General features: G+C 37.5%; 26 protein-coding genes. All 26 read right to left on the reverse strand.

All coding sequences use genetic code 11. The features are described from left to right. Positions 1-4: 4 nt before the first annotated feature. A complete protein-coding gene (locus acear_RS08355) occupies positions 5-487 on the reverse strand; it encodes a chemotaxis protein CheD (protein ID WP_013278570.1) in 483 nt (160 codons plus the stop codon). Further along, positions 484-1,122: a chemotaxis protein CheC gene (locus tag acear_RS08360; protein WP_013278571.1), complete on the reverse strand. Its 639-nt coding sequence runs from the start codon at positions 1,120-1,122 to the stop codon at positions 484-486. The genes acear_RS08355 and acear_RS08360 overlap by 4 nt, the downstream gene beginning before the upstream one ends. 46 nt (positions 1,123-1,168) lie before the next feature. Then, positions 1,169-1,849 carry a flagellar brake protein gene (locus acear_RS08365; protein ID WP_013278572.1) on the reverse strand — a complete coding sequence of 227 codons (681 nt, stop codon included), beginning with the start codon at positions 1,847-1,849 and terminating at the stop codon, positions 1,169-1,171. A gap of 24 nt (positions 1,850-1,873) precedes the next feature. Next, positions 1,874-2,764, reverse strand: a complete 891-nt coding sequence (locus tag acear_RS08370) for a MinD/ParA family protein (protein ID WP_013278573.1) — start codon at positions 2,762-2,764, stop codon at positions 1,874-1,876. A 6-nt stretch (positions 2,765-2,770) separates the two neighbouring features. Beyond that, positions 2,771-3,853 (reverse strand): flagellar biosynthesis GTPase FlhF, encoded by a 1,083-nt coding sequence (gene flhF / locus acear_RS08375; protein ID WP_013278574.1) that lies wholly within the window; start codon positions 3,851-3,853, stop codon positions 2,771-2,773. Further along, complete coding sequence (flhA, locus tag acear_RS08380; protein ID WP_013278575.1) at positions 3,854-5,926, reverse strand: flagellar biosynthesis protein FlhA; 2,073 nt, start codon at positions 5,924-5,926, stop codon at positions 3,854-3,856. 2 nt (positions 5,927-5,928) lie between these two features. Further along, a complete protein-coding gene (flhB, locus tag acear_RS08385) occupies positions 5,929-6,990 on the reverse strand; it encodes a flagellar biosynthesis protein FlhB (RefSeq protein ID WP_013278576.1) in 1,062 nt (353 codons plus the stop codon). Between the two features lie 11 nt (positions 6,991-7,001). Continuing rightward, positions 7,002-7,778, reverse strand: a complete 777-nt coding sequence (gene fliR, locus acear_RS08390) for a flagellar biosynthetic protein FliR (protein WP_013278577.1) — start codon at positions 7,776-7,778, stop codon at positions 7,002-7,004. A 13-nt stretch (positions 7,779-7,791) separates the two neighbouring features. Continuing rightward, the gene (gene fliQ / locus acear_RS08395) at positions 7,792-8,061 is read right to left on the reverse strand and encodes a flagellar biosynthesis protein FliQ (RefSeq protein WP_013278578.1); all 270 of its coding nucleotides are present in this window, start codon (positions 8,059-8,061) and stop codon (positions 7,792-7,794) included. A gap of 23 nt (positions 8,062-8,084) precedes the next feature. After that, positions 8,085-8,858 (reverse strand): flagellar type III secretion system pore protein FliP, encoded by a 774-nt coding sequence (fliP, locus tag acear_RS08400; protein WP_013278579.1) that lies wholly within the window; start codon positions 8,856-8,858, stop codon positions 8,085-8,087. Continuing rightward, on the reverse strand, positions 8,851-9,195 hold the full coding sequence (locus tag acear_RS08405; protein ID WP_013278580.1) for a flagellar biosynthetic protein FliO: 345 nt from the start codon (positions 9,193-9,195) through the stop codon (positions 8,851-8,853). Before acear_RS08405 ends, fliP begins: the two co-directional genes overlap by 8 nt. A 163-nt stretch (positions 9,196-9,358) precedes the next feature. Further along, on the reverse strand, positions 9,359-10,585 hold the full coding sequence (gene fliY, locus acear_RS08410; RefSeq protein WP_013278581.1) for a flagellar motor switch phosphatase FliY: 1,227 nt from the start codon (positions 10,583-10,585) through the stop codon (positions 9,359-9,361). Then, positions 10,578-11,579 (reverse strand): flagellar motor switch protein FliM, encoded by a 1,002-nt coding sequence (gene fliM / locus acear_RS08415; protein WP_013278582.1) that lies wholly within the window; start codon positions 11,577-11,579, stop codon positions 10,578-10,580. Before fliM ends, fliY begins: the two co-directional genes overlap by 8 nt. 11 nt (positions 11,580-11,590) lie before the next feature. Continuing rightward, positions 11,591-12,040 carry a flagellar basal body-associated FliL family protein gene (locus acear_RS08420; protein ID WP_013278583.1) on the reverse strand — a complete coding sequence of 150 codons (450 nt, stop codon included), beginning with the start codon at positions 12,038-12,040 and terminating at the stop codon, positions 11,591-11,593. Further along, positions 12,033-12,779 carry a flagellar motor protein MotB gene (locus acear_RS08425; protein WP_013278584.1) on the reverse strand — a complete coding sequence of 249 codons (747 nt, stop codon included), beginning with the start codon at positions 12,777-12,779 and terminating at the stop codon, positions 12,033-12,035. The genes acear_RS08420 and acear_RS08425 overlap by 8 nt, the downstream gene beginning before the upstream one ends. After that, positions 12,766-13,581: a motility protein A gene (locus tag acear_RS08430; protein ID WP_013278585.1), complete on the reverse strand. Its 816-nt coding sequence runs from the start codon at positions 13,579-13,581 to the stop codon at positions 12,766-12,768. The genes acear_RS08425 and acear_RS08430 overlap by 14 nt, the downstream gene beginning before the upstream one ends. A 27-nt stretch (positions 13,582-13,608) precedes the next feature. Next, positions 13,609-13,800: a flagellar FlbD family protein gene (locus tag acear_RS08435; protein ID WP_013278586.1), complete on the reverse strand. Its 192-nt coding sequence runs from the start codon at positions 13,798-13,800 to the stop codon at positions 13,609-13,611. A 73-nt stretch (positions 13,801-13,873) separates the two neighbouring features. Continuing rightward, complete coding sequence (locus acear_RS08440; protein WP_013278587.1) at positions 13,874-15,547, reverse strand: flagellar hook protein FlgE; 1,674 nt, start codon at positions 15,545-15,547, stop codon at positions 13,874-13,876. A gap of 92 nt (positions 15,548-15,639) precedes the next feature. Then, complete coding sequence (locus tag acear_RS08445) at positions 15,640-16,026, reverse strand: TIGR02530 family flagellar biosynthesis protein (protein WP_013278588.1); 387 nt, start codon at positions 16,024-16,026, stop codon at positions 15,640-15,642. Between the two features lie 21 nt (positions 16,027-16,047). Next, positions 16,048-16,464: a flagellar hook assembly protein FlgD gene (locus acear_RS08450; protein WP_013278589.1), complete on the reverse strand. Its 417-nt coding sequence runs from the start codon at positions 16,462-16,464 to the stop codon at positions 16,048-16,050. A 15-nt stretch (positions 16,465-16,479) separates the two neighbouring features. Next, positions 16,480-18,126, reverse strand: a complete 1,647-nt coding sequence (locus acear_RS08455) for a flagellar hook-length control protein FliK (protein WP_013278590.1) — start codon at positions 18,124-18,126, stop codon at positions 16,480-16,482. 47 nt (positions 18,127-18,173) lie between these two features. Then, positions 18,174-18,713 carry a MotE family protein gene (locus tag acear_RS08460; RefSeq protein ID WP_013278591.1) on the reverse strand — a complete coding sequence of 180 codons (540 nt, stop codon included), beginning with the start codon at positions 18,711-18,713 and terminating at the stop codon, positions 18,174-18,176. A gap of 20 nt (positions 18,714-18,733) precedes the next feature. After that, the gene (gene fliJ, locus acear_RS08465) at positions 18,734-19,177 is read right to left on the reverse strand and encodes a flagellar export protein FliJ (protein WP_041667333.1); all 444 of its coding nucleotides are present in this window, start codon (positions 19,175-19,177) and stop codon (positions 18,734-18,736) included. Between the two features lie 34 nt (positions 19,178-19,211). Continuing rightward, a complete protein-coding gene (gene fliI / locus acear_RS08470) occupies positions 19,212-20,531 on the reverse strand; it encodes a flagellar protein export ATPase FliI (RefSeq protein WP_013278593.1) in 1,320 nt (439 codons plus the stop codon). After that, on the reverse strand, positions 20,521-21,300 hold the full coding sequence (locus tag acear_RS08475; RefSeq protein WP_013278594.1) for a FliH/SctL family protein: 780 nt from the start codon (positions 21,298-21,300) through the stop codon (positions 20,521-20,523). The genes fliI and acear_RS08475 overlap by 11 nt, the downstream gene beginning before the upstream one ends. Beyond that, positions 21,293-22,303 carry a flagellar motor switch protein FliG gene (fliG, locus tag acear_RS08480; RefSeq protein WP_013278595.1) on the reverse strand — a complete coding sequence of 337 codons (1,011 nt, stop codon included), beginning with the start codon at positions 22,301-22,303 and terminating at the stop codon, positions 21,293-21,295. The genes acear_RS08475 and fliG overlap by 8 nt, the downstream gene beginning before the upstream one ends. Between the last annotated feature and the right edge of the window lie 4 nt (positions 22,304-22,307).

The following is a 22,307-nucleotide window of genomic DNA, read 5'->3' on the forward strand; positions in this document are numbered from 1 at the left end:
CTTTTTATAAAACCTGGTCCTCGCCCTTAACTGTCTTGATTAATGTTCTACCGTCCTCTGTATAAAATTCCATAGTCCGACCGTAATCTCTACCTACATCAGACCCTAATATTCTAATATTCTCTTCGCGCAGAATTCTTTTAACTGCTTTGACATTCCGCGTTCCAATCTTCATATTGGAATCAGAATTATCAAAGTCAAACATCTGGGCTCCACCAGCAATTTTGGCCTTTAATCTTCTGGTATTGGCTCCAATTTTCTTCATTTCCTCTAACAGAAGCTCCACAGCAGTATCTGCATACTTAGCCGGATTATTATTTTCCCGATTGTCAGGTACTTCTGGTAACATAATATGGGCTAAACCACCGATCTGAGAATGAGAATCATATAGGGCCACTCCTACACATGATCCCAAACCAGAAGTTATCAACACATCATTTTTTTTTCCTACATTTAAATCTGCCATCTTTACTCTGATTTTGCTCATATCTGCCCCACTCCGAGCTTGGACAAAATCTTATTTAGAGATTCAGGAGTAGGAATAAAGAAGAAGTTACCTGAAATCTTATCTTTTCCATCCCAGAATTCAGTTTCAACTACTAAAGCATAATCTCCAATATAACCTACCTGTAAAAAAGCAACTTCTAAAATCGCCCCTGCCATATCCTGTGCTAAACCTGGAACTGAAGGCACCGAAGATAAATTAGTCATTCTGCTTAAAGCATTTAAATAGGAATTAGTCAGAATATTTCCCATCTCTTTTAGAGTAGATTCCTGAATTTCTTCTGTCTGTTCCTCTACATTATTCAATCTTCTATCCACTAATAGAGCAGTCATTCTTTTAGCACTAGCTTCATCCAGAGCAAATAAAATCTTGCCTGGAATCTCCCCCATTACTTCAACTAAAATTCCAGCTATTAATGATTCAGGACCGCCCAAAATCTCCGGTATTTCATTTAACGGCATAATATCTACTTTCGGTACGCTCATATCAATCCTTCGGTCCAGCATCTGTGAAAAAGCAGTAGCAGCATTTCCGGCACCTATATTAGCTATCTCTTTTAGAGCATCTAACTGTATATCGGAAAGTTCAGTTAAATCAGTCTGCACCCCGTCTTCCATATAGCCTCCCCCTTATTTGCTTATTTATTTCATAATTCACGATAAATTACAAAAGACCTTTTTTATGTAATTCTAATTGTTTCTGTAGTACCCACTGGACGATCTCATCCTGTTCTGATTGGGAAATATTGATATATTTAATTGCTAAACCAATCTTTTCATCCTCTTCGGCCAATTGGTCTACCCGCAACACTTCACCTATTACTTTATCAAAACTGAAGTCTTCAATATCAAATTTAAGTTCTACAAATGAATTTGGAGAAATATATTCCTGCACAGCCAACAGTAATCCCCCACCGCTTATATCTCTTGTAAAGGTTAATTTAAAGTCTTCCTGCTTATCTTCTTCATCTTCTAATTCCTGTAAATCATCTAACTCAAGCTGACGATATTCAACTTCTTCTCTTATCGGTACCCGAACAAAATCCCTTCTCTGAATCTTATTTACTTTAGCCGGGAATTCTACCTCACAAACTGCTACATTATTAGCCTTATGACGGGATAAGACTTTAGTCCGAAAACTATATTTAGCACATTCATCACTAAAGGATACCTCTAATCTAGTCCCTACTGATAGCGGAACTACAGCCTCCTTTTTAATCGGTAAAGTAAGCTGGATTATATCTTCAGCTATATCAATAACTTTACAGATATAACTCCCGGTATATGAACCAGATTTAACCTCCACTTCAACTGATTGATCAATCTCTAGACTTAAATTAGCCATTCCATCCCCTCCCCTTGACAGACACTATTTATCTGTTAATCCAAATAATTTAGAAAAGAAGCCCTTTACTCCTGTAGAAGTATTCTCCTCTTTAATATCCAATAGTTGGTTTCTGATCTCTTTAATCGCGTTAGCTGCTTTAGAATTAGGAAATTCTAACCAGAAGGGATGCTGTCTTTTGACAGCCTTAATTACATTCTTATCTTCAGGAATAGTTCCTAACACATTTACTTGAATCTCCAGAAAGTCATTAACAACTTCAGTGACCCGGTTAGAAATCCTCTTTCCTTCTCTATCACTTTCAGTCCGATTAACAACCAGATTAATTTCAGAAATCTGTTGTTGATTAACAATAGTTTTAATTAAGCCATAAGCATCGGTAACTGAAGTCGGCTCTGGCGTCGAGATTATAATTATTTCATCAGCAGCTAAAGCAAAATCAATAACTGATTTAGAAATACCGGCTCCTATATCAATTAATATAATATCATACTTATTTTCTAACACCTGCCAGCTATTAATTAAGTTCTGCAGCTGGTAATCCGTTAAATTAGCCAGTTCTTCTGCACCAGAAGTCCCAGGAATAACCTCTAAATTCTGCGGACCTTCAACAATAATCTCTTCTATCTTTTTCTTTCCTTTAATCACATGGCCTAGGTTATACTGAGGAGTAAGCCCCAAAACTACATCTATATTGGCCATTCCTAAATCAGCATCAATAATTCCTACTCTTCTATCTTTAGCCTGCAGAGCTAAAGATAGATTAACAGTAAAATTAGTCTTGCCTACTCCTCCTTTGCCGCTAGCAACGGAATATATCCGAGCCAATTCTTCCTCTGGCTTCTTTTGGTCTTCCTGGTGTGTAGTACTCTGTTTTTGAACTAATTCTCTGAGTCCATGGGCTTGATCTTTCATTATAAACTACTCCTCCAAAAGAGAATTTACTATCTTTTCTGGTTTAAATACCTCTATATCTTCGGGAACATTCTGACCATTAGTTATATATGATAATTCAGCATCAAATTGATCAATGATATTTACAAGCATTCCTAAATCTTTAGTTTCATCTAATTTAGTAAAGATAAATTTATCAAGTCCTATCTGCTGAAAGCTTAAAATAATATCTAATAAATCTTTAAATTTAGTAATTGCACTCAATACTAAATGTTTTTCTGCCACATCTATTTTAGCCAGTAAAGCATCTAGCTCCGACATATGCATTTCATTATTCTGGCTTCGGCCTGCTGTATCGACCAAGACTAAATCTTTAGCAGCAAATTTATCTAGAGCCTGTTCTAGTTCAGCAGAATTATAGACTACTTCCAAAGGAACATTGATTATTTCACTATAAGTCTTGAGCTGTTCTACAGCAGCAATCCGATAGGTATCAGCTGTAACTAAACCCACATCTTTATTCTTTGTTAAACTAAAATCAGCAGCCAATTTCGCCACAGTAGTTGTTTTCCCTACTCCGGTAGGACCTATAAAAGCAACTACTTTAGATTCTTGATCCGAAAGCGTTATTGGAGATACTGGATTTAATCTAGCCTTTATTTCTTCGGAAAATAAGCTCTTTATTATCTCTTTATCTTCAATTTCTTTAGGGCCTAACTTATCATTAACTGCTATCAAAATTTCAGTTGCTAACTCATCTGTTATTCCTTGGGCTAATAATCTATCTACTACTTCTTTTAAGTTTTCCGGTAAATTAGTATAAGAAGACTGTAGTTTATTCTCTTCTAATTTCTGTAAGACATTCCCCATCATCTGTTTTACCTGATTTAATTCTGACTCTACCTTCTGTTTCTCTTCTTTATCTTTTGTATTATGGACTTCATCCTCTATAGTAGCTACTACTTCTACCATTTCCGTTCCAAACAGCCCTAAAAAACCGCCTTCTTTGAATTTACGAGTATGTAGAATAATAGCATCTGAACCTAAATCAGCCTTTACTTTAAACATTGCTTCCTGCATATTTTCTCCGCGATAGCGTTTAACTTCCATTTATAAACTCACCATCCCTACTGTCTGCACATTTAAGTCAGGCTCTAATTCATTAAAGGATAGAACAGTTAAATCAGAAGCTACCTGTTCTGTCAAATCTTTAAAGTGGTATCTAACTATTGGCGAAGTCAATACTATCGGATCATAGCCCTGCTGCATCATCTCCTGTATTTTCTGAGATAGATTATTAAAGAGCTGCTGGGCAGTTTCAGGGGTTAAGGTTACATAAGCCCCCTGCTCAGTCCGCTCAATTGAATCAGAAATTCTTTCTTCTAACTGTGGGTCCAAGGTTAATACATGAATATTATTCTTATCATCCTTATATAACTCCGAAATCTGCCGCGATAAAGCCTGGCGGGCATACTCTGTCAGGATATCGATATCCTTTGTATTTCTGGCTTCATCAGCTAATGTTTCCAGAATAGTTACTAAATCCCGAACCGGAATACCTTCTTTCAATAAATTCTGAAGCACTTTTTGAATCTCACCAATAGTCATCAGCTCAGGAATCAATTCATCAATTACTGCTGAATAGTCATCTTTTAAATTATCGATCAACTCCTGAACTTCCTGTCTGCCCAATAATTCATGAGCATGATCCTTAATCAGCTCAGTTAAATGTGTAGCAATCACTGAAGGCGGATCCACAATCGTATAACCGGCCAATTCGGCTTCTTCTTTCTGATCTTCACTGATCCATAAGGCCGGTAGATCAAAAGCCGGTTCAGTAGTTTCAATTCCATCTATCTCCTCAGTAACCATTCCTGAATCCATAGCTAAATAATGGTTAACCATTATTTCATGGCTAGCAATCTCAATCCCCCTTAAATTCACCTGATAATGGTCCGGCTCTAACTGCATATTATCCCTAATTCTAATCGGAGGAATAATAATCCCCATCTCTAGGGCACACTGTCGGCGAATCATTGATACTCTATCCAGCAGATCCCCGCCCTGTTCTGGTACTACTAAAGGAATTAAATTATAACCTACCTCAACTTCCATAGGATCTACTTTTAATAATTCATCAATATCTTCCTGTTCTTCATACTGGGCAACCTCTTCCTCTTCTTCGCTTGCTGTCTCTTCTTCAACTATCTCCTGCTGTGTCTGATAGAGGGTATATCCTAATCCTGCCAGCATTACTGCCAGTAATAAGAACGGTATAGTCGGTAAACCACTGACAAAAGCAAATAAAGTAAGTACTCCTGAGACAATCAGTAAACTCTTGGGCTGAGCTAACATCTGATTGGAAAGATCTTCTCCTAAATTTGATTCCGAAGCTGCTCTAGTAACTACAATTCCAGCAGCAGTAGAAATTAAAAGAGCTGGAATCTGGCTCACTAGACCATCACCAATCGTTAACAGAGTATAAGTCTGGAGTGCTTCTGTGACTGCCATTCCCTGCTGTAAGACACCGATTACTAAACCACCGATTACATTTATTAAGGTAATTATAATTCCAGCAATTGCATCACCCTTAACGAATTTACTGGCACCATCCATAGCCCCATAAAAGTCCGATTCATCACGTAATTTCTTCCTCTGAGCTCTGGCTTCAGCTTCTGTAATTAAACCAGCATTTAAATCGGCATCAATACTCATCTGCTTACCGGGTAAAGCATCTAAAGTAAAGCGGGCAGTAACTTCAGCCACTCTTTCTGCTCCCTTAGTAATTACTACATACTGAATTACAATTAGGATAATAAAGATTACAAATCCTACTACATAATTACCTCCGACTACAAATTCTCCAAAACTTAATATCACTTCTCCAGCATAGGCTTCCCCTAAAATCAATCTAGTAGTGGAAACATTTAAAGCTAACCGAAAAAGAGTAGCAATCAACAGTAAAGTCGGAAAGACAGAAAACTCCAGCGGTTCTACAGTATACATTGAAATTAAAAGAATTGTTAAACCAAACGCAATATTAGCCGATAATAATACATCCAATAAGAAAGTAGGCAGCGGTATAATAAACATAACTACGATTGTAACAACTGCTAAAGCAAAAATAATATCACTATATTGAGTAAAGCTTGCTGGAGCTAAATTATCACTAGGAGCGGCCAAATCTAATACCTCCTTTCGTCATTCAACTGATAGACATAAGCTAGTATCTCGGCTACTGCCTGATATAATTCCATTGGTATCTCTTCCTCTATCTCAACTTGACCATATAAAGCTCTGGCTAATGGTTTCTCTTCTACAATCTCTATTCCGCATTCTTCAGCTTTCTTCTTAATCTTGTGGGCTATTTCTCCTTTACCTTTGGCTACTACTATTGGAGCATCCATATTATCAATATCAAACTTAATAGCTACAGCAATATGAGTCGGATTTGTAATCACTACATCAGCTTCAGGAACAGACTCCATCATCCGGTTCATAGCCATCTCCTGCTGTTTTTCTTTCTGTCTCTTCTTTATTTCAGGATTACCCTCAGTCTGCTTCTTCTCTTCTTTTACTTCCTGTTTAGTCATCTTCAGCTGCTGTTCATGCTCCCATTTCTGGTAAATAAAGTCCAAAATGCCTAACAAAATTAAAATTAAACTAACCTTAATTGCCAGTGAATAAATTATACTTCCAATTAAGGAAACAACCTGATTAAGCCCCATCTTACTAAACATAATTAATTGAGGTAGATTATCCTTAATTGTTAAATAGGCTATACCTCCTACAATAGATATCTTTAAAATTGATTTAAAAAATTCTGCTACTGTCTGTTTAGAAAAGATCTGCTTAAAACCAGAAACCGGATCTAATTTGCTAGGGTCAGGCTGTAAGGATGTAGGAGTAAATAGAAATCCTGTCTGCAACAATCCAACAACAACACCTACTAGTGCTACTACAAACATAAGTGGAGCAACCAACCGAAAAATAAACTGCATAAGCTCTAACAGTAAAGTATAAAAGGTCTGCAGATTCAGCGTCATTGTCATGTAGTCAGTAAAATATTTATTCATAAACTCCATACTTTCGTATAGGATATTATCCATCAAGAAAAAAAGCATAATAAAACTGAATAAGAGAGTAAAAGCCATAGATAATTCCTGGCTTTGGGCTACCTGTCCTTCTTCTCTGGCTTCCTGACGCCTTTTTGGAGTAGGATCTTCAGTTTTTTCTTCTGCCGGCATAGCTTCCCCCCTTAATTACCTAAAATACTTATTATTCTATCTATATTGGCAAACAAATCATCAAATAAACCTCTTATTAGTGAAATATATACCGGAACTGTAATCAAAAGTAATAATGAGCCAACCAATAATTTCGTCGGCAGTCCCATAACAAATACATTCATCTGCGGCACTGTTCTAGCTACTAGTCCAAAAGCAACATCGGTCAAAAATAAAGCTGCTATAATAGGTAAAGCAATCTGAAAGGCCAGAGGAAATAAATCCCCGGCCATACGCAATAACTTCATAAATAAAGCATCCGATATCCTTAAACCAGTCAAGGGAATAACATCAAAGCTATGTTTTAGCGCCCGCAGTAACTGATGATGTCCATTGATAACCAGAAATAATAAAGTAGCTAATACATTCTTAAACTGTCCAATCACTGCAATCGAAGATCCATTCATCGGATCCATTATATTAGCCATAGCAAGGCCCATTCTCATGCTTATCATTTGGCCTGCCAATTGAATGCTGGCAAAGATCAAAATAGTTATAAACCCAAAAATAAGTCCAATTGTTAATTCAGATAAAAAGTTAAATAATAATATCAAAATATTTGTTGGTAATTCTAAATTACTACCATCCACTACAGGACTTAAAATCAAAGTTACTAAAAATGCTAAAGCAGCTTTAATCCGCTTAGGAATTACTCTACTGCCGAAGAAAGGAGCAGTAAGAAATAAACCTGTAAGCCTCAGCATAATTAAAGCTCCTTGATAAATTAACTCTATTAATGCTAAATCCATTATTATCCCCTTTTTACCCTACATAATTAGGTATATTTAGAAATAAATTATGTACAAAATCCACTAAAGTATTCAACATCCAGGGCCCAAATATTATAATTGCTACTATAACAGCTAGAATCTTAGGAATAAAGACCAAAGTCTGTTCCTGAATCTGAGTAGTAGCCTGTAGAATACTGATTGCCAAACCAGCCAAAAGCCCTAAACCTAACATAGGAGCTGTAACCATTACTACTTGCAGCAAGGCCCTTCTTCCCAGTTCTATTACTAACTGCTCTGTCATCTATAAAGCTCCCTTCTTTCTAATTAATTAAAAGTCTTAATTAGCGATTTAATTACCAAATACCAGCCGTCAACTAATACAAAGAGTAATATCTTAAAGGGAAGTGAAATCATTACCGGAGGTAACATCATCATTCCCATGGACATTAAAGTACTGGCAACTATCATATCAATCACTATAAAGGGAAGATAGATTATAAATCCGATCTGAAAAGCTATTCTCAATTCGCTAATAATAAAAGCAGGAATCAGGACATAAGTCGGAATCTCCATTTGGTTTTGAGGCCGCTCTATTTCACCTAAATCAACAAATAAAGCAATATCCTTCTCTCGAGTCTGCTTAAACATGAATTTCCTTAACGGCTTAATCCCCTGCTCATAAGCCTGCATCTGATTGATTTCATCATCCAAATAAGGTTGTACTGCAGTATCATAAATCTGGCCCCAGACAGGTGCCATTACAAAGATAGTTAAAAAGATTGCTAACCCAATAATAACCTGATTAGGAGGCATCCTTCTGGTTGCCAAAGCTCGTCTAATTAAAGATAACACCACAGCAATCCGCACAAAAGACGTTAACATAATTAAAATTGCCGGTGCTAATGATAACACGGTCAACAACAGCATAATCTGCAGTGGTAAAGCTAGATTCTGGCTTCCCTCTCCGGTTTCAATACTTAAATTGACATCAGGTATCTCAAAAGTAGGTGCTGCTTCAACTATACCCTGGCTACTAATAATTATTAGTAGTAATAATATTGAAACCTTAAAGATAAATTTCCATCTCTTATTAATCATTATTACAGCCATCCCTATTAAAAAACTTTTTAAAGCTCTGTTTTAAATTATTATCCTCCAGCTCTGCTGTTAATTTCTCTATTTTATCCAAATCAGTCACTTTCGAAAGCAATTCTACTCTTTCTTTACTAATACCTAATACCCAGACTTCATCTATTACTTTTACTAAATACAGAGCTTGATCAGAATTAAAATAAATCTTCTCTAATATCTGTAGATTACGATTAAAACCCTGAAGATGCCTCTGCTTCTTGATGAATTTAATTACTATAAAGAAGAGAATAATAATCAGCGATAAATAAAATACCATCTTAATTAACTGCCAAGAAAAAGACATCTTAACACCTCTATTAACCTAATATTTTATTGACAACATTTAATACTTTAACTCCAACTTTCATAGCTTCCATTACCATTAACTACTGTCCCATAGCACTACAGACCAATGTCTTAGCCTTAGAATCCAGAGTTAAAATTTCTTTTATAGAAGTAATTACATCCTAAAGATTAGTGATTCTCTCCATCGGGCTAACTATATCAGTAACTCTAAAGCCAAAGTTTTCATCAATTACAACCACTTCTCCTTTGGCTATTAATTTTCCATTAACCAATAAATCTACAGATTCACCAGCTAACTTATCAAGCTCAATTACTGAACCATTACCCAATTCCAAAATATCCTTAATCAACATCTTGGTTTTGCCTAATCTAACTGTAACCTCCAGGGGAACATCTTTAATTAGATCTATCTTACTCTGTCCCTGTTCAGTCTGACCTTCACCTAACTGTGAAAACTCTACTGACTGTACATCAACACTCTCTTCTCTACTAACTGCCCCGCTTTTACTATTAGCCAACTGCTGTGCTGCTTGCTGTTGCTGTGGTTGCTGCTGTGCTGTCTGTTGTTGTGGCTGTTGTTCGGCCTCTGCTTTACTTTTGGTAGCTGGTTCATTCTGTGATATATTATCAGCCGCAGTTTCACCACTCTCCTGTGGTTCTTCAGCCCTCTCAGAAGGATCAGGATCGGTCAAATAAGCTACTAATTCTTTAGCAAAATCTAACGGCATTAGCTGTAAAATCTCACTATCTATTACCTCACCAATAGTTAGATCAAAAGACACCTTTACTACTTCATCGTCCGGCTGAAAGCTACGACTCTTAATTTCATCAGTATTCAAAGTTAAAAGTTCAGCATTAGGAGGGGATATATTCACTTTATCTCCCTGCATAATGGTTGACATCGAAGTCGAAGCTGAACCCATCATTTGATTCATAGCTTCACTAACAGCACTCAAATGAAGCTCATTTAATTCCGCATCAGGATTATTGCCATCACCGCCCATCATTAAATCAGAAATAATAGCTGCATCCTGCTGTTCTATAATTAGAAGATTGCTGCCTTCTAACCCTTCTATATATTCAACATCAACAACTACACAAGGACGTTCATATTCCTGAATTAACTTCTGAAAGGTAACCAACTCTACTTCCGGCGCAGTAATCTCTACTGTCTCATCTAACAGACTATATAAAGCGGTAGCAGCAGATCCCATAGAAATATTTCCAATTTCACCAATGGCATCCTTCTCTTTATCTGTTAATTCATTCTCCAATTCAGAATTATTATCATCCTGTTCGTTACTCTCTACTGCTTCAGTTTCATCATTGTTAGAATCATCATTTAGTAAAGCATCAATTTCATCTTGAGACAAAACTTCTTCATTCATCTTCGACTGCCTCCTCTTTATCCAAAACAGAACTAATTTCTATAGCTAATTTACTGCCAACAACTCCCGGCTTACCAATAAATTTCTCTTTATTACCGACTTTAACTACTGCTTCCTTGGTAGCTTTTTGATCCATTCTTATTACATCACCTGGCTGCAGATCTAGTAGATCAGCTACGGTAATATTTGTAGTCCCTAAATTAGCTATAACCGGCAGCTTAGCCTTACTTAATCTATCCTTTAATTTATTCAATTCTTCTGAACTGGCTGAATCACGCGAAGTCGAAAACCAGTATTGGGCATTTAATTTAGATACTATCGGCTCTAAAACAATATAAGGAATACAGACATTGATTAACCCCTCTGCCTCAGCAATCTTGGCATCAAAAGTAGCAAGAATCACCATATCATTCCCCGGTACAATCTGAGTAAATTGAGGATTGGATTCTAAATTCTTAATCCGGGGCTTTAAATCAATAACATTCTCCCAGGCTTCTACAAAAGCACTTAAATTCTGTTTTAATACTTTTTTTAATACCATCTCTTCAATATCAGTAAAATCACGAATATTATTGGGCGGTGTCCCTTGACCGCCAAATAACCTTTCTACAATTGCATATCCCAGCCGGGGATTTATCTCTAAAATGAATTCACCAGCTAAAGGATTGAAATCACAGATGCTCATAATCGTCGGCTGCGGCAGTGAACGAATAAACTCATCATAGGATAACTGCTCAATCGAATTCAGTTCTACATGAATCATTGTTCTCAGCTGAGTAGAAAGACTGGTATTCAATAAACGAGCAAAATTTTCATATATGATTCTTAAAGTTCTTAATTGATCTTTAGAAAGCTTATCAGGATGTTTAAAATCATAAGCTTTAACTGATTTCTCTTCAGTATCCTTTAATTCTTCAGCCTCTACATCTCCCGAATTAAACTCCTGTAGAAGATCATCTATTTCATTCTGGGATAAAACTCTATCACTAGACACTTAACTCCCTCCTACTGAACAACAAACTGGGTAAAGAAAACATTAGTTACCTTCCCTTCAGCAATGAACTTATTCAATTCGTTTCGAATCTGTTCCCGCAGATCTTTAATTCCGGCTTGAGTATTAATATCTTGAGGCTTTTTAGTCCGGACAATTGAAATCACTGCATCCCTAACCTGTGGATTTCTGGTTTCCAGTTTGTTTATAACATCTTTATTACTAACCTCTAATACTAAATTCATTCTCAAATAGCGGCGGTTATCAGATAAATTAACTGTAAATTCTCCCGCTTTATGAGTAGGACCTAACTCAGCTACTGATTCACTTGCTTGACTGCTGCTTTGGCTATTTCCTCCTAGCTGCTGTAACATAAAATAGGAAGTCCCAGCAGCAATTAACAAAGACAACAAAACCATGACTACTAACATCAATTTAAAGTTATGTCCAGAGTCTTCACTCATCCAACTTTCCTCCTTTTTGCCTACTAGCTTCACTAAACTCTCTTTTAAGCAAAATTACATCGACTCGCCTATTTAAAGCTCTATTTTCAGGACTATCATTTGGTTTAACCGGTTTATATTTAGAATAACCTGCAGCTGATAACTTAGCTGGAGTTATACTGTTCTCTTCAATAAAGTACTTTACAACCTCAGTTGCTCTAGCTGTGGATAATTCCCAGTTAGAAGGAAACCTAGAATTACTAATCGGTAGATTATCTGTATGTCCCTCTACCATAATCTGATTAGGCACTTCACTGATTATACCGGAGATTTTATCCAAAATGGAGTATGCATCTTCTTTAATAGTAGCTCTTCCTATATCAAATAATACCTTTCCGGTAAACCGAATAGTTAAACCCCGTTCTGTCATCTCTACCTTTATCTCATCCTCTAATTCTTGCTCCTGCAAATAAGAAGTTATCTTCTGATTAATTCGATTTAACTCCGGCATACCCAGATTCTCATCTCTAACTCCGGCTGTAATCAAATCAGAAGAAGAAATAGTTTTTCCTCCCTTTAAAACACCTAAATTTCCCTGCAGAGCCTCTACAACATTTCTGAACTTCTGTACATCTACTGAGGAGAAAGAATAGAGCAGAACAAAGAAGGCCAACAGCAGCGTCATCATATCACCATATGTAGTTAACCAGTTGCTGTCATCACTTTCATCATTATTCCGCCTCTTTTTACGGCGCGACATTATTCTCCACCGCCATTTCGCCTTCTATCTCTTCTTCTTCTAACACTTCACGGCCGGCACCTGATAAGAATGCCTTTAACTTTTCTTCCACAATCCTAGGGTTCTCTCCTGCCTGAATCGAAAGAATTCCTTCAATCATAACTTCTTTAACCAAGATCTCTTCTTCACTCTTCATCCTTAACTTTTTAGCCAGCGGAATAAAGACTAAATTAGCCATCACAGTACCATAAAAAGTGGTAATTAAGGCAGTAGCTAAACCGCCGCCTACATTCTCTGGATTCTCCAGCTTACTTAACATCTGGATCAATCCTACCAAAGTACCCATCATTCCAAAGGCCGGTGAAAGCTCACCCATAGTTTCAAAGATGCCGCGGCTTGTAGCATGGCGTTCTTCTAAAAAGGCCAGTTCTGTCTCTAAAATACTTCTGACCAATTCTGAATCTGTACCATCTACCACTAACTGAATTCCTTTCTGTAAAAAGTCATCATCCAGTTGATTAGCTTCATCTTCTAGGGCCAACAGTCCTTCTCTCCTTGCTTTTTCAGCAAAGCTAACTAATACTGAAATTATCTCCTGGGGATTGGTCTGCTGTTCATAGAAGGCCACCTTCAAAATACCAATTAAATCCTGAATATGCTTAAAAGAATAACTGACAGTAGCAGCAGCCAGAGTCCCGCCTACTACCATCAAAAAAGAGGTTCCACTAATAAAGATAATCGGACTGCCTCCAAGAACAATTGCTCCTGCAATTAAAAGGGCTCCGACTATAAGTCCGCCCATTGTTGCTAAATCTAAATCCATCTTATCACCTCATTCCTCAAACCTAAACTAGTCTACTACTTTATTTAATTCTCTTTTATAATTGATTACTCTTTCTTTAACTACTTCAACATCTTCGGTAACAACTATCTTCTTACCTGAAACTAATGATAAAACAGTATCCGGTGTTGATTCGATAAATTCTATCATCTCTGCATTCACCACTACTTCACAGCCGCCTAATCTAGTAACTTCAATCAAACTATTTCACCCCTTCTGGGCTCTAAGAAGGGTATTGGAGCAGTTTTTACTCCAATCCCTTAATTTATGTTAGTTATCTCTTCAGATTAACTAAAGTTTGTAACATCTGATCTGAAGTGCTAATTGCCTTTGAATTAGACTGAAAGCCACGCTGAGCAGTAATCATCTCAGTAAACTGCCGGGCTAGATCAACATTAGACATTTCCAGACTACCTGGAGCAATCATACCGCGGCCGCCAATTCCAGCCTGCCCAACCTGCGGATCACCAGAGTTATTGGAAGTATCAAATAAGGTATCCCCCTCTTTAGACAGTCCTGCTGGATTACTGAAAGTAGCTACACCTATTTTGGCTAATGCCTTATTATATCCATTATCATAAGAACCAGTAATTGTTCCTGAACCATCGATAGTAAAGCTTTCTAATGATCCCTGTGGATAGCCATCAGCAGTATCAAAACCGGCTGTCATATCGCCGTCAAACTGAGTTAGACTGGAGAAATCAAGAGTAACTTCCTGACCGTCAGCAGCTCCTGTGGCAGGATCAAAGGTTAATGTGGCTTCTGTTCCGGAATCGATATTTCCATCAGCATCAAACTGAATAGTATGGTCAGAACCACCAAGCCAGTCTAAATCACCATCTCCATTATCATCATTAATATCAGCATCAGTTACATCAATACTGCTTTCTGCTATCTGCCAATCATTGGCACCCACCTTAGTAATATCCATAGTAACAGTATGCTCAGCTCCCTGTGAATCATAGACGTTAGTGGTAATTGTTCGGGTATTGTTGGTTATTGCATCTGCTGTAGTTCCTCCATCATTAGTATTATCAAATAATGTAGAAGCATTAACATGAGGAGTAGAACTACTAAAATCAGGCAATTCTATGTAAGTTGAACCAGCTGTTCCAGCTACCTGATTTACTTCAATATCTGGAGTAGCTAATCCACCACTATCTGTAAAGGAACTACCACTACTATCTACAATATCTGATACTGTACCATCAGAGTTTAATTGTATAGTTCCACTTAAGGTATTACTACCTGAAGAAGCAACAAATTCAGTATCAGGATCATCAGCACTTAAAGTAAAGTTCCACTCATTCTCATTTTCTCCCTCAGATAAAGAAACATTTATATTATCAGTAGCACCATTATCTATCTCAAATACATCAGAACCTTCAGTAAGATTTAGTTCCTCCAAAGTAGGATTCAGATTATCCTTATACTTTGCTTCGGTAGTAGCTGAAGCATCCATTGATTCATCTAAACTTATGTCTTCTAAGTTAGCTGCGTTAGTCTTATCAATTGTTCCATCTTCATCTGCTGTCCAGCCCTGAACTCGATTACCATTAGAAGAATTAGTTAAATAGCCTTCCTCATCAAAGGAGAGATTCCCGGCTCTGGTATATAAGTTCTTAGTCCCATCATTGACAATGAAGAATCCTTCTCCCTGCAGTGCAACATCAGTCATCTTACCTGTAGACTGTAGGTTTCCCGTTTCCATATTATTATCAATACTGCCGAGCGAAACACCTAAACCTATCTGCTGTGGATTGGTACCTCCGCGGCCGTCCTGTGGAGCAGAAGCCCCCTCCATTGTCTGATTTAACATCTCTTTAAAAGTAACTCTACTACCTTTATAACCAGTGGTATTAACATTAGAAATATTATTACCTATTACATCCATCTTGGTCTGATGGGCTTTAAGTCCTGAAACACCAGCATACATTGAACGCATCATAGCTTCATCGACCTCCTGAAAGTTTTAGATTTTAAATATAAACCGCTTCTATCAGTCCGCGGCTTACGGCTTCCTCACTCGAGGTCCAGCCTTTAATCCATTATTACTGCACTATCAATATTCGTAAAGACATTCTCCTTCATATTCTGATCATCAACGGCAGTAATTACCGTTTTATTCTCGACACTGACGATATAAGCCACTTTATCGGTCATGACTAGTGACTCTTTAGCTCCTTTGGTTTCTGCTTTAGTCACAGCTTTCTCTAATTTCTGCATATCCTGTGCTGTTAAATCAATATTTCGCGACTCCAACCTCTTTTTAGCATGGCCGGAAAATTTAATGCCGGCTTCTTCTTGTAACTGCTTCTGTAAAATCTCATTAAATGACTTACGGCTCTTTTTCTGTTCAGTCTTTTCTGTCTTATTTGATTGCTGCAAGGGAGCAATCCGGCGATTAGAATAGATTCGATTGTTCACTTTAATCACCCTTTCCAGGGATTATCCTAAAATCTCATTAACGCTTCCCATCTCATACTCATTACCGTTAATTATCAACTTAGGTCCGCTGTCGGCCATCTTAACCTTCTCTACTTCACCTGTTATCTCTTCTCCGCTATCCGAATCTAAAGCTTTTACTTCTTTACCGATCAGACTACTCACCTGAGTCAACTTCTGCATACCCAAAAATTTCTCTAAATTCTGATTCATATTCTTCATCTGTTCCATAGAAGTAAACTGGGCTGTCTGGGCAATGAATTCTTTATTATCCATCGGTTCTAACGGATTCTGATTCTTCAACTGAGTAACAAACAGCTCAAGAAACTCATCTTTTCCCATCTTATTTGAATCTTCAGTCTGCTTCCCTGTTCCCTCTACATTAGCATTAGAAGCAGAAGCAATTTCACTAATAGCCATCTCTTCACCTCCAGATTAGATTACATAATCAATAGAATCAACCCCTAAACTGCTATCTACTGCAGAATCTATTTCAATCGGCTCTTCTATCTCACCTAACTCCATTAATAGCTCTGGATTTAACTCCTGCTGACTCTGCCTATTCTGCTGCTGGCCAGAGAACTCCTGTTGAGTGAATGATTCCTGTTCCTGGAAAGAACTAAAGTCTTCTTCGCTTCCTACCTCGACTACCATCTCGCCTACTTCAAGATTCTTTTCAGCTAATGCATTCTTCAACTGGTGTAATTGGGCTTCAATTGCTTTCTTCACCTGATAATTTTCGGCCATTACTTTAGTAGTAAGTACCCCATCACTAACAGCCATCTTCAAGTTTACTTTTCCTAAAGAATCCGGCTTTAACTTTAATGTTAATTCATTCTTACCTAGACTCTTTAGCTGCTCTAACTGCTGTAGAACCTGATTAACAACCTTAGTCTGGTCTACTCCCTGTAAATTACTGTTAACATTCATGAATTTACTATTAACTATATTCTGTCTAACATTATTCTTAACCTTCATCTGATCTTCAGCACTGGCTTTAGCAGCATTAAAGCTTTCTGCCTTTAATTTCTGCTTATCACTGCTTAATCTAACCTTAACCTTTTTATCCTTAGTTTCTTTATCTTGTGATTCTAATAATTGCTTTAATGATGATTTATCACTGTTATCTTGAGACTTGCTTTCTTTTTTACCTTTCAACTTCTGATTAGAAGCTGCATTATCTTTAGCATTCTTCCCATCAGAGGACTGTTGATTTTTTACTTTGGCCTGCTGCTTTTTGGTCTCCACTTCAATCTGTTCACCTGCGATACCATACTTCTGTAGTAACTTACTTAATTTACTATCAGAATTAGTAAGCTGCTTAAGCATCTTAGATATCTGCTGTAACTGCTGATTCTGTTGGCCACTTTTAAGTCCAGCAGCTGACCTCTGCTTCTGCATCTTCCCGGCTAACTTCTTTAATTCAGCCAGTTTCTGAAGCAGATTCTCTTTAAACTGCTTAGTAGCTTTAATCTGATGCTGCTCTTTAGTGGACTGCTGCTGTAGTAATTCCAACTGTTTAGCATCAATCTCTTTTAGATTCTTAAGCTGCAATTTAAACTCTTTTATAGCTGCCAATAAATCAGCCTTCAGCTGTTTTAATTCGGACTGTTCTGCTTCTGATAAGGAAGATAACTTATTGATATCTAATTCCATCAACTCTTGATAAATACTACCGATAGAATCCAATAAGTCTTTGAGTTCTTCCTCTGTTATTTCAAATCCATCTTCAGTAAGTAATTTCTTCAGTTTCTGAAGCTCTGTCTGATTCAAATTCAAATCTAAATCCTTATCAAATAGTTTTTTAAGCTTTATTGAATCCAAGTCTGTATCTTCATTAAGCAGTCTCTGAAATTTTTTAAGCTCTTCTTGACTCAAATTCTGTTTCAAATCTTTGACAGAATCAATTCCATTCTGATTAAGTAATTGTCCTGACTGCTGCTTCTGTTTCTGACCTACAGCCGCATTATTTAATTTCTGTAAAAAACTTGATCCAGATTTACTATTTTCTACTGTCTGAAATGATGAATTATTTACAGTCTGAGAGCTACTATTCAATTGTAACAATTGGGCTGCTTCCACTTCTTTCTCACCTCCTTTCCTTTCAAAAGTATAATCTATATTAAAGCTTATGATTCACCTGATAGAATATCTGAATATCTAGCTGCTTCTTCAGGCGGCAGTTGGCTTAAAATATCTCCAGCATGTTCTGCCTCTAACTCCTGTAAGATTCTAATTGCTAAACTATCCTTTAGCTCAGGAATTACCTGGGCCACATTTGCTGCATCCATGGCCTGGTACATATCGACTAACTTCTTAATCCGATTCTTTCTCTCCTGCTGTTGGGTTTCTAAATTAGCCAATTCCTCTTCTAAAGTTTCAATGGTACTCTGCTTATCCTTCAGTTCTGAATTTCTACCCTCTAATCTATTTTTAAGCTCCTGATTCTCCTGAGTTAATTCCGCTACCTTCTCTTCTTCCTGCTCCAGTTCAGCCTCCAGCTCTGTCTGAATTTCTTGACCAGCTATCATCTGTTTAGCTACTGGAATCTTCTTCATCTGATTAATAGCTATCCCTTTAACATCCATAATTCCAAACATCTGTAATCCAATAACTACGACTATGATTGATAAAATTATAGCTAATATACTTAAAAAGAACTTCTTCATTCCAACTCCCCCTGCCTAACTTAAATAACTGCCTGGTTATTATCTGCTTGACGAATAAAGTTATTTGTAGCTAATTCATCAATATTCTTCTGCTCTTCTTTAAGAAACTCCTCTTTATAATTAGCAAACTGTCTTTCTTTCAATTTATTCAGCATCTTACATTCTTTAGTCTTATCCAGCAGACGGCTGCGGCATTTCTCAAACTCTTCCTTAATCTGGGCCACTACTTGCTTCTGTTCTTCAATCTCTGCTGCTAAAACTTCCAGATGATCTCTATACATTACAGCCTGCTGTAGATTAATACCGTTGGATTCCTTTTCTTTAAGCTTAGTCTGAATCTCGCATTTATTAGTTACTAATTTATTCAACTTCTCCTTTTCTTTCTTTAAAACTGACTGAATCTTGGTCAATTCCTGTTGAATCATATCCTCTTCCTGCTGTCGATAATCCAATACCTTCTCCATCTTAAAATCAAACTGTTGAATCCTTATCAGCCCCTTATTTGAAGATGTTTTTCAATTGCTGAAGGGTAGTTTCAAAATCAGACTTTTCCTCAACTCCCTGCTGCAAGAAATCATTTACTTCATCTAACTTACTTAGAGCATAATCCAGTTCCGGATTATTCCCTTCTTCATAGGCACCAATATTGACTAAATCCTTGGACTCTTCATAGGTAGCCAGCACTTCTCTTAACTGTTGGGCTGCAGTCTGATGTTCTTCAGTGACAACATCATCCATCACCCGGCTGACACTCTCTAACACATCAACAGCAGGATAGTGATTCTGAGTAGCTAAGTCCCTACTTAGAGTAATATGGCCGTCAACAATCCCCCGTACAGCATCCGCAATCGGTTCATTCATATCATCGCCTTCAACTAAGACATTATACAGCCCAGTAATTGTTCCTACTTCATTATTTCCTGCCCGTTCTAGTAATTTAGGCAGCATAGCAAATACAGAAGGAGTATAGCCTCTAGTTGCTGGAGGTTCACCTACAGCTAGTCCAACCTCTCTTTGGGCTCTGGCAAATCTTGTGATTGAATCCATCATCAGCATTACATCTTGTCCCTGATCGCGAAAGTATTCAGCAATAGTAGTAGTTACTAAAGCACCTTTCAGTCTGACTAAAGCCGGTTGATCGGAAGTAGCTACTACCACTACTGAACGCTTAAGACCTTCCGTTCCTAAATCATCTTCAATAAATTCTCTAACCTCACGGCCTCGCTCTCCGATCAAACCGATTACATTTACATCTGCAGCTGTATTGCGGGCAATCATACCCAATAATGTACTTTTACCAACTCCGCTACCGGCAAAGATACCTAATCGCTGGCCGCGCCCGCAGGTCAAGAGGCCATCTATACTCCTAATGCCTACTGATAGCGGTTCAGTTATTCTCTGGCGCACTAAAGGATTAGGGGGGGGATTATTTACTGAGTACTCTTTATGTAATTGGTCCAGATCCAGATCTGTCAATGGATTACCTAATCCATCTAAAACATGGCCTAATAACTCATCACCTACTTTAACCTTAAGCGGTTCATTAGTAGCTTCTACTTTACAGCCCGGTCCAATACCGCCCATTTCTCCTAAAGGCATTAGTAAAACTTTATTATCTCTAAAACCTACTACTTCAGCCTGAATCGGTTCAGAATTGGAATCTGATTTAATCAGACAGATCTCCCCTAATGTTACATCAGGACCTTCTGATTCAATAATCAAACCTACAACCTGACTGATCTTACCAAAGTTATTCACCAGCGACCAGGACTCCAGTTCCTTTGCTAACTTATTACCGTCTAATAGCTTATCGCTCATCCTTTTCTCCACCTAATAGTCTATCAGAAATCTCTTCTAGCTGAGAAGTAATCGTAGCATCCAGACCGCCAAATTCAGTCTCCAGAATACAGCCTCCCGGCTGAATATCTTTATCAGAGACTAGTTTAATCTCTTCAAGATTTGAATCCAGCTTTAGAAGTCTATCCTTCTCCTCTTTGAGGAGCTCTAAATCAGAAAAATTAACTCTAATAGTTACTCTCTTTTCTCCATCCAGCAGCTCAAGTGATTCCTGGATTAAGTTCTTGATTATGCTCCTATCCAGGCTAAGCTCCTGTTTGATTATCTTCTCTGAAATTGCAATACTCAATTCTAAAACATCATCCTTAAGACAGAAAATCTTCTCTTCAATCTGGTGATCCAAGTTATCAATCTCTGTCTTTAATCGATCCAGAAGCTGGGAAATTTCTTCCTCTCCTTGAGCCAGAATTTCTTCCCGGCCTTCTTCATATCCCTGTTCCAATCCTTCCTGATAGGCTTCTTCTTTTATCTTTTCTGCCTCCGATTTAGCATTATTCTTGATCTCTTCTGCCTTTTTGTTAGCTTCTTGGATAATCTCTTCTGCCTCATTTTCTGCTTCAATTACTATCTCATCTTTAGCCTGCTTCAGTTCTTCTTCTGGCTGCTTAATTTCGTTTTCAGCCTCTGGAGGCTGCTTCTCATTCTGTTTACTAGTATCCTCGTCTTCGTCCTTAAAGAGCTGAACAGAATTATTCTTATTTACCTGGAAATGTTTAATTACCTTAGACAATTACTTCATCCTCCCCGCCGCGATCTATTACAATCTCACCCATTTCTTCTAATCTTCTAATCTCATTGACTATACTCTGCTGGGCTTCTTCTACGTCCCGAACGCGTACAGGTCCCATAAACTCCATATCTTCTTTAAGCATATCAGCTGCTCTATTGGATAGATTATTAAATATCTTATCACTGACTTCATCATCAACAGTCTTTAAAGCCAAGGCTAAATCCTCCATATCTATATCTCTTAATACTAACTGTACAGCCTGATCGGTAAGAAGGGTAATATCTTCAAAAACAAATAATCTCTTTCTAATATCTTCAGCTAATTCTGGATCATCTTCATCCAAATCCTCTAAAATAGTCTTTTCAGTACCGCGGTCAACTGTATTTATAATATCCACTATAGATTCTAAACCGCCGGCTGTTGAATATTCATTGGTCATCATTGATGATAATTTCTGCTCCAATACCCGCTCTACTTCTTTGATTACCTCCGGAGAAGTTCGATCCATAGTAGCAATTCTTTTTGCTACTTCAGTCTGCTGCTGTGGAGATAAAGCAGATAAAATAGTAGAAGCCTGATTCGGATTCAGATAAGCCATAATAAGTGCTATAGTCTGCGGATGCTCTCCTTGAATAAAGTTTAGAAGCTGAGTAGGATCTGCCTTTCGGAGTTGATCAAAAGGTCTAACCTGTAAAGAAGAGGTCAACCGATCAATTACATTCTCTGCCTGTCTCTCCCCTAAAGCCTTAGTTAAGACTTCACGAGCATAACCGATCCCGCCTTGATTTAAATAGTCATAGGCCACACACATCTGATGGAATTCATCCAATACTTCATCCTTTGTTTCCGCAGGAACTTTATTTAAATTAGCTATTTCTAAAGTTAATTCTTCAATCTCATCTTCATCAAAATGCTTCATTACTTCTGCTGACAGATCAGGTCCCAGTGAAACCAAAAGAATTGCCGCCTTCTGTTTTCCAGATAAATTATCAAGCTGAGCCATATCC

It is taken from the genome of Acetohalobium arabaticum DSM 5501 (assembly GCF_000144695.1).
GTDB classification, from domain to species: domain Bacteria; phylum Bacillota; class Halanaerobiia; order Halobacteroidales; family Acetohalobiaceae; genus Acetohalobium; species Acetohalobium arabaticum.